We start from the raw sequence: 6,501 nt of genomic DNA on the forward strand, positions 1-6,501 counted from the left end.
AGTCATGGCACCACATCCGAAGCCTTGCAGGTATCGCTGGTGGCCTTTTCCCTCTATATGGCAACCCGCCTGTTTGAATCGCACTCACTGCGCAGCGCCATCGCGTTCGGTGCAGTACTGGGCTTGCTGACCCTGACGCGCGGCTGGATGGTGCCGCTGGCCTTGTGGCTGGGCGTGGCCACCCTGGCCGCGGTACGCGAACGGGCTATCCTGCTGCGCCTGATACTGGTGACACTGCCGCTGGCAGCTGCGGTCGCAGGGGCATGGGTGTTCGTGAATGAGCAAGTACAGCCTTTCGGCACGACACCGACCGACGCATGGATGGAGTGGAATTCCCGCCAGATCGGCGCGCCTTCATGGCACACTTTCCAGTACTTCCTGAAGAATGCGATCTGGTTCGCCTGGCCGGCGTGGCCGTTCGCGATCTGGGCCGTCTATGCCTGGCGCCGCCAGCGCGAAGCGCTGCATATCGCGCTGCCGCTGACCTTCTTTGCGGCGCTGCTGACGCTCGCGCTGCTGCACCCGCGCGGCGAAGAATCCATTTTGCTGCCGCTGCTGCCGATGCTGGCCATACTCGCCGCCTTCGGTTTGCCGACCATGAAACGCGGCGCGATCAATGCAGTCGACTGGTTCTCGGTCATGATGCTGACCACTTGCGCAAGCTTCATATGGCTGGGCTGGATCGCCAAGCAAACCGGCTGGCCGGCACAGATAGCCAAGAATGCATTCAAGATCGCCCCCGGCTTCAAACCGGAATTCAATCTCATCACCTTCCTGATTGCGGCTGCAGCCTCGGCTGGCTGGATCTGGATAGTGCACTGGCGCATATCGCGCCGCCCTTCCGTACTGTGGCGCGCAGTGGTGCTGTCGTCCGGCGGGATTATCCTGTGCTGGCTGCTGCTGATGACACTGTGGCTGCCATGGGGTAACTACATCAAGAGTTATGCCGGCGTCGCGCAGCAAGTCGATGCCGCATTGCCGAAAGTTAAACGCTGTGTGGCGACAAATGTAGGCGCATCGCAGCGCGCCTCGTTTGCCTATTTCGGGAACATCCAGTTTGCCCAGTTTGACGACGATAATTGCGATTACCTGCTGCTGCAGGATAATCGCCGCGGCAGCGATGCAGCGCCTACCCTGACGCGCAACAAGCAGCAGTGGAAACTGCTCTGGCAAGGCCGCCGCCCATCTGACCGTGATGAGCGCTTCCGCCTTTATAAACGCATCTACGCGACCCAGGCCGAGCAACCGTAACAAGAGCCATCAGCGTAAAAATAGTCGCCGGCACAAGATAATCAAGCGCAAAGCACCTTGCTCAAATGCGTCGAATCGAGCATAATACTCAGCTTGCGTTGCCGAGATGGCGGAACAGGTAGACGCACGGGACTCAAAATCCCGCGCCGCAAGGCGTGCCGGTTCGATTCCGGCTCTCGGCACCAGTCGTACATGCAGTAGATTCAAAGAAGTCCAGAAACCCGTATCTAGCCTTGTGCTGATGCGGGTTTTTTGTTGTCTTGTACCAGTGCACCCGATAGCATGACAAGCTGAACCTGTTCCCCACCCTGCGCGAAAGAGCACGCCATGTCTGAAATCTTCGGTTCCGATGCATTCTCACCCAAGGAAATCGCAGCGCGCGTAGAAGAAATCGGCGTGACCAAGGCGCGCCTGCCTTTTCTTTCGATGCTGATGTTGAGCATCCTGGCCGGCGCCTTCATAGGCCTGGGCGCACTCTATTTTGTGATCGTGAAGTCCGATCCGACGCTGGGCTTTGCAGCCAGGCAGATACTCGGCGGTGCGGTATTTTCCCTCGGCTTGATACTGGTGGTGGTCGCCGGCGCTGAATTATTCACCGGGAATAATCTGCTGGCGATGGCCTGGGCCGATGGCAAGATTTCCACGCTGGATGTGTTGCGCAACTGGGCGATCGTTTGCTGCGGCAATTTCATAGGCGCGGCCGGCTTGGCCTTGCTGGTTTATCTGTCGCGCCATGCAGAAATGAACAATGGCGCGATCGGGCAGGAATATCTGACGATAGCCGCAGCCAAGGCTGCGATGCCATTCTGGACTGCCTTCTTCAAGGGCGTGATGTGCAATGTGCTGGTCTGCATGGCAGTGTGGATGGCATTTGCCGGACGCAGCGTGGTCGACAAGGTGGTCGCGATCATCTTCCCGATCTCAGCCTTCGTTGCAGCAGGTTTCGAGCATAGCGTCGCCAACATGTATTTCTTCCCGCTCGCGATGCTGCTGCAGGGTGACGGTGCAAGCGCCGGGATCATTACCTGGGCTGGCTTCTTCAGCAATATGCTGCCTGTCATCATGGGCAACATCATAGGCGGCAGTGTCTTGGTCGGACTCGTCTATCACATCATTTATCGCAGATCTTCCGCTCCCAAATAGCGTGCTCGGCAAGACAGGCAACTACCTTGCTGCATGATTCCTGAGACCGCTTCAGTCTGCTGCGCACTCACTGTGCAGGCAACAGTCTGCCGAACAGGAATACCACCAACACCCAGCCCGACAGCGCCGGCCATGATGTCTGCCGCATAAGTCGCGCCACCATAGTCCCTTCCCATCCATACGCCACCGAGCAGCGCGCGCCCGATTTCCGGCCCGCGCTTGCAGCCTCTGGATAATCCAGCCAGCCACCTCTCATCAGCGCTTGAGTAACTTCGCAATCGGCAAGCCAGCCGGTATCGCATGCATTTTTATGTTGCGGAAACCCTTCTTTTTTAACTATAATGAGAATGATTTGTATTTAGATTATTTAATATTCGCCACCTGCCTGGTGCCACACCCGATACCGCCTCTAACTGGCAAGGAAACTTATGTCGTCCCGCACCCACCCCATCCTTTTCAAGCCGACATTGATTGCACTCGCCCTGCAAGCTGCATTGCCTGTGCTCGCCGGCACTGCCTTGCTGACGGCAGCTGGCGCAGGGCATGCGCAAAGCACGGAAGCACTTGCTACCACTCAACTGACTGAGATTGTCGTCACATCCAGTGCGGACGCCTCTGCCGAAGGCTTGTCCAAACCATATGCGGGTGGCCAGGTGGCGCGTGGCGGACGGGTCGGCATCCTGGGTACGCAAGACATCATGGACACGCCGTTCAGCAGCACCAGCTACACCAGTGAATTGATCCAGAATCAGCAGGCGCGCAGCGTTGCAGACGTCGTTCAAAACGATCCGTCGGTACGCGTGGCGCGCGGCTTTGGCAACTTCCAGGAACTGTATGTTATCCGCGGATTTCCGGTGTATTCCGACGACGTCGCCTATAACGGCCTCTACGGAATTCTGCCGCGCCAATTTGTCGCGACTGAACTGGTCGAACGCGTGGAAGTATTCCGCGGCGCAAATACCTTCCTCAACGGCGCAGCGCCCGGCGGCAGCGGCATCGGCGGCGCCATCAATCTGTTGCCCAAGCGCGCAACGAATGAGCCATTGACACAAATAACTGCAGGTATCGAAAGCGGTGGCCAGGCCTATGGCGCAGTAGATATCGCCCGCCGTTTTGGCCCGGATCAAAGCACAGGTGTACGTTTTAATGCAGCCCGCCGTGATGGCGGAACATCAGTCGATAACGAAAGCCGCGAACTGAGCGTGCTGGCATTAGGACTGGACTGGCGTAATCGCAATGTCCGCTTGTCAGCAGATGTCGGATATCAAAACCACCGTATCGACCAACCGCGTCCAAGTGTGACTCCCAATGGCGGCATCCCCAGAGCGCCAGACGCCTCCAGCAATTTTGCCCAGCCCTGGACCTATTCAGAAGAAAAAGATACTTTCGGCACGCTGCGCGGCGAATTCGATTTGAGCGATACAGTAACAGTCTGGGCGGCGGCAGGTATTCGTCAAGGCGATGAAGCCAATGTATTGAGCAACCCAACTTCCACCGCAAGCGGCGTCACCTCGGCATACAGGTTCGACAACGTACGTGAAGAAACAGCAAAAACAGCTGAAGTCGGTGTGCGCGCCAAAGTCGTTACGGGAACCGTCAAACATACCCTGATCGCTTCGGCAGCAACCTTCTCTTTAGAGAAAAAGAACGCCTATGCATTTTCCAGCTTTGCCGGTTTTGCCGGCAATTTATATAATCCATTCCCGGTAACCGCACCTGCCACAACAGCATTGACTGCCGGCGATATGAATAACCCTTTGCTGCAGGCAAAAACCAATACATCGAGCATTGCCTTGGCGGATACCATGTCGTTTGCTGATGACAGATTATTAATAACGGTAGGCGCACGTAATCAAACCATCAAGAGCGAAACCTTTGATTACAACACCGGTGTATCAAAAAACGATGTGTATGACAAAAGCAAGGTTACGCCTGTCGCTGGCGTCGTTTTCAAGGCAAGCAATCAAGTCTCCCTGTACGCCAACTACATTGAAGGCCTGCTTCAAGGCGACGTTGCTCCTGCAACAGGTGTAAGCAATCCAGGTGCAATCCTCGCGCCGGCGCAATCAAAACAGAAAGAGGTCGGCGTCAAGTACGACGGTGGAAATCTCGGCGCCAGTTTGAGCGTGTTTTCTATAACGCGGCCAAGCGCCTACGCAGTCAATGGCGTATTTGCAGCTGACGGCGAACAAAAGAATGAAGGCGTTGAAATCAATTTGTATGGTGAAGCTGCACGCGGCCTGCGCTTGCTAGGCGGTATCACCTTCCTTGATGCGAAACAAGTTAAGTCGCAAGGCGGCACTTATGACGGCAAGAAAATTATTGGCGTACCCAACACACAAGCAAATGCAGGTATCGAATGGGATGTACCAGGAGCCAAGGGTTTAACGCTTACCGGCCGCGCCCTTTACACGGCATCTCAATATGCGGATCGCTCTAATACTTTGAGCATTCCATCATGGACTCGTCTGGACTTAGGCGCTCGCTACCTGACCACAATGGGCAGCAAACTGGTGACCTGGCGTGCGCGCATCGACAACGTAACTGACCGCAATTATTGGGCATCCGTTGGTGGTGCCTCACCAGAAAACACTTACATGGTTCTTGGCGCACCACGCACATTGAGCCTGACCGCTTCCATCGAGTTCTGATGCACACCGTCGTCCTGCGCCGCTGGGCCTGGATCCACAAATGGTCCAGCCTGGTGTGTACCGTCTTCATGCTGCTGCTGTGCCTGACCGGCCTGCCGCTGATCTTTCATCACGAGATCGGGCATCTGCTGGGCACGGAAATAGAAGCGCCGGAGATGGCTGCCGATGCACCGCGCGTCAGCATGGATCGCGTGATGGAGGTGGCACAAGCGCAGCATCCCGGCAAAGGCGGGATGTTCGCCTCGCAGGAAGAAGACGATGACCGCGTCTGGTTCGTCACGCTGTCCGATACGCCAACTTCAGAGGATGGGCTCAAGCAGGTTGCCGTCGATGCGCGTACCGGAGCCGTGCTGGGGCAACCGCAACTCGATAGCGGCTTCATGCACATCATGTTTTCGCTGCATGTCGATTTGTTTGCCGGCTTGCCCGGCATGCTGTTTCTCGGCTTCATGGGCATGCTGCTACTGGTGGCGATCGTTTCCGGCGTGGCCTTGTATGGCCCATTCATGAAAAAACTGGAGTTCGGCACCGTGCGCGCCGCACGCTCTTCCCGCCTGAAATGGCTGGACCTGCATAACCTGCTGGGCATAGTGACGCTGGCCTGGCTGCTGGTTGTCGGCACAACCGGCGTCATCAATACCTGGGCCGACCTGGTCGTGCGTTACTGGCAGTCGGATCAAATGGCAGAGATGATTGCGCCTTACAAGGGGCAGCCGCCCTTGCGCGAACTGGGCTCATTGCAGAAAGCCGTGGACGCTGCGCTGGCGCTGGAACCGGACATGAAGATGCGTTTCATCGCTTTCCCCGGCACCACGTTCAGCAGTCCGCATCACTATGGCATCTTCATGCGTGGCACCGAACCCTTGACCTCGCGCCTGCTCAAACCGGTCCTGGTGGATGCACAAACCGGCGCGGTCACCGACAGTCGAAGCTTGCCCTGGTATCTGACTGCGCTGCTGGTTTCACAACCACTGCATTTCGGCGATTACGGCGGCCGGCCCATGCAAATCATCTGGGCCATCCTGGATCTGATGACGATCATCGTGCTGGGCAGCGGATTGTACTTGTGGTTCGTGCGCCGCAAGAGCAATGAAACACGCATGGAAAAACTGATCCAGGCGCATCAGACCTGATAGCCAGCACACATAGCCATGAATACCGCCGACACTCATCTGCAGAAAATCGAAGCTCTTTATAGCGACCATCATGGCTGGCTCTATAAATGGCTGCGCGGAAAACTGGACAACGCATCCGATGCAGCCGATCTGGCGCATGACACGTTCATGCGTGTGCTGACCAATCGCAACAACACGGACTTGCGTGAACCGCGCGGTTATCTGGCAACCATTGCACGCGGTCTGATGATCGACAGGTTTCGCAGGCAGGCACTGGAAAACGCCTATCTCGAAGCACTGGCGACTTATCCGGAACCGGAAACGATTTCGCAGGAAACCCA

Annotated in this window: 5 protein-coding genes and 1 tRNA gene; all 6 read left to right on the forward strand. The window is 56.7% G+C overall.

The window, feature by feature from the left end; genetic code table 11:
* Positions 1–1,251 (forward strand): glycosyltransferase (locus Q7T06_RS12425; protein ID WP_304785120.1); only part of this gene is annotated, 1,251 nt, incomplete at its 5' end.
* A 100-nt stretch (positions 1,252–1,351) separates the two neighbouring features.
* Positions 1,352–1,436 (forward strand) — tRNA-Leu (locus Q7T06_RS12430).
* Between the two features lie 142 nt (positions 1,437–1,578).
* Positions 1,579–2,394, forward strand: a complete 816-nt coding sequence (locus Q7T06_RS12435) for a formate/nitrite transporter family protein (protein WP_304785121.1) — start codon at positions 1,579–1,581, stop codon at positions 2,392–2,394.
* Positions 2,395–2,822: 428 nt separating this feature from the next.
* On the forward strand, positions 2,823–5,045 hold the full coding sequence (locus Q7T06_RS12440; RefSeq protein WP_304785122.1) for a TonB-dependent siderophore receptor: 2,223 nt from the start codon (positions 2,823–2,825) through the stop codon (positions 5,043–5,045).
* On the forward strand, positions 5,045–6,178 hold the full coding sequence (locus tag Q7T06_RS12445; RefSeq protein ID WP_304785123.1) for a PepSY domain-containing protein: 1,134 nt from the start codon (positions 5,045–5,047) through the stop codon (positions 6,176–6,178). The genes Q7T06_RS12440 and Q7T06_RS12445 overlap by 1 nt, the downstream gene beginning before the upstream one ends.
* 18 nt (positions 6,179–6,196) lie before the next feature.
* Positions 6,197–6,501, forward strand: a 305-nt coding sequence (locus tag Q7T06_RS12450; RefSeq protein ID WP_304785124.1) for a sigma factor, incomplete at its 3' end; no start/stop codon positions are given.

It is taken from the genome of Herminiimonas sp. (assembly GCF_030645555.1).
Taxonomy (GTDB): Bacteria; Pseudomonadota; Gammaproteobacteria; order Burkholderiales; family Burkholderiaceae_D; genus Oxalicibacterium.